The following is a 438-nucleotide window of genomic DNA, read 5'->3' on the forward strand; positions in this document are numbered from 1 at the left end:
CTCTCCCGTGTCCTGCGCTCCCCTGTTCTCCACGAACAGGAGCCGGGGCGCTCCCGCGGCGCGGTCCGCCCAGTCCTCCGCGGTCCCTTCCTGGCCTCCGACGGGCGACCGGGCCTCGCGGGGTGCCGGTCCGGTACGCGGCCCGGTGGCGGTGTTCATGCTCATGGACCTCCTTCCACAATGGCGACGGCGTTGATGCCGCCGAGTCCGAAGGCGTTGAGTTGCGCCACGTTCATCCGCTGCCCCTCCGCCGCGGCGCCCGTCACGAAACGCAGCGGAGCGCCGTCGGCCGTGCCGCGCGGCCAGGCGATCGTCGGCACCCGACCCTCGCCGAGGGCGCGGATGCCGACGATCAGGTCGATCAGGCCCGCCGCGCCCAACGTCTGCCCGGTCATCGACTTCACCGCCGTCATCAGCGGGGCGGCCGCGTCGGTCCCG

Annotated in this window: 1 pseudogene; it reads right to left on the reverse strand. The window is 74.0% G+C overall.

The window, feature by feature from the left end:
- Positions 1–161: 161 nt before the first annotated feature.
- Positions 162–438: pseudogene (locus G3I71_RS47840) on the reverse strand (3-oxoacyl-ACP synthase); the annotation flags it as partial.

The organism is Streptomyces sp. SID12501, assembly GCF_010550245.1.
Lineage (GTDB): Bacteria > Actinomycetota > Actinomycetes > Streptomycetales > Streptomycetaceae > Streptomyces.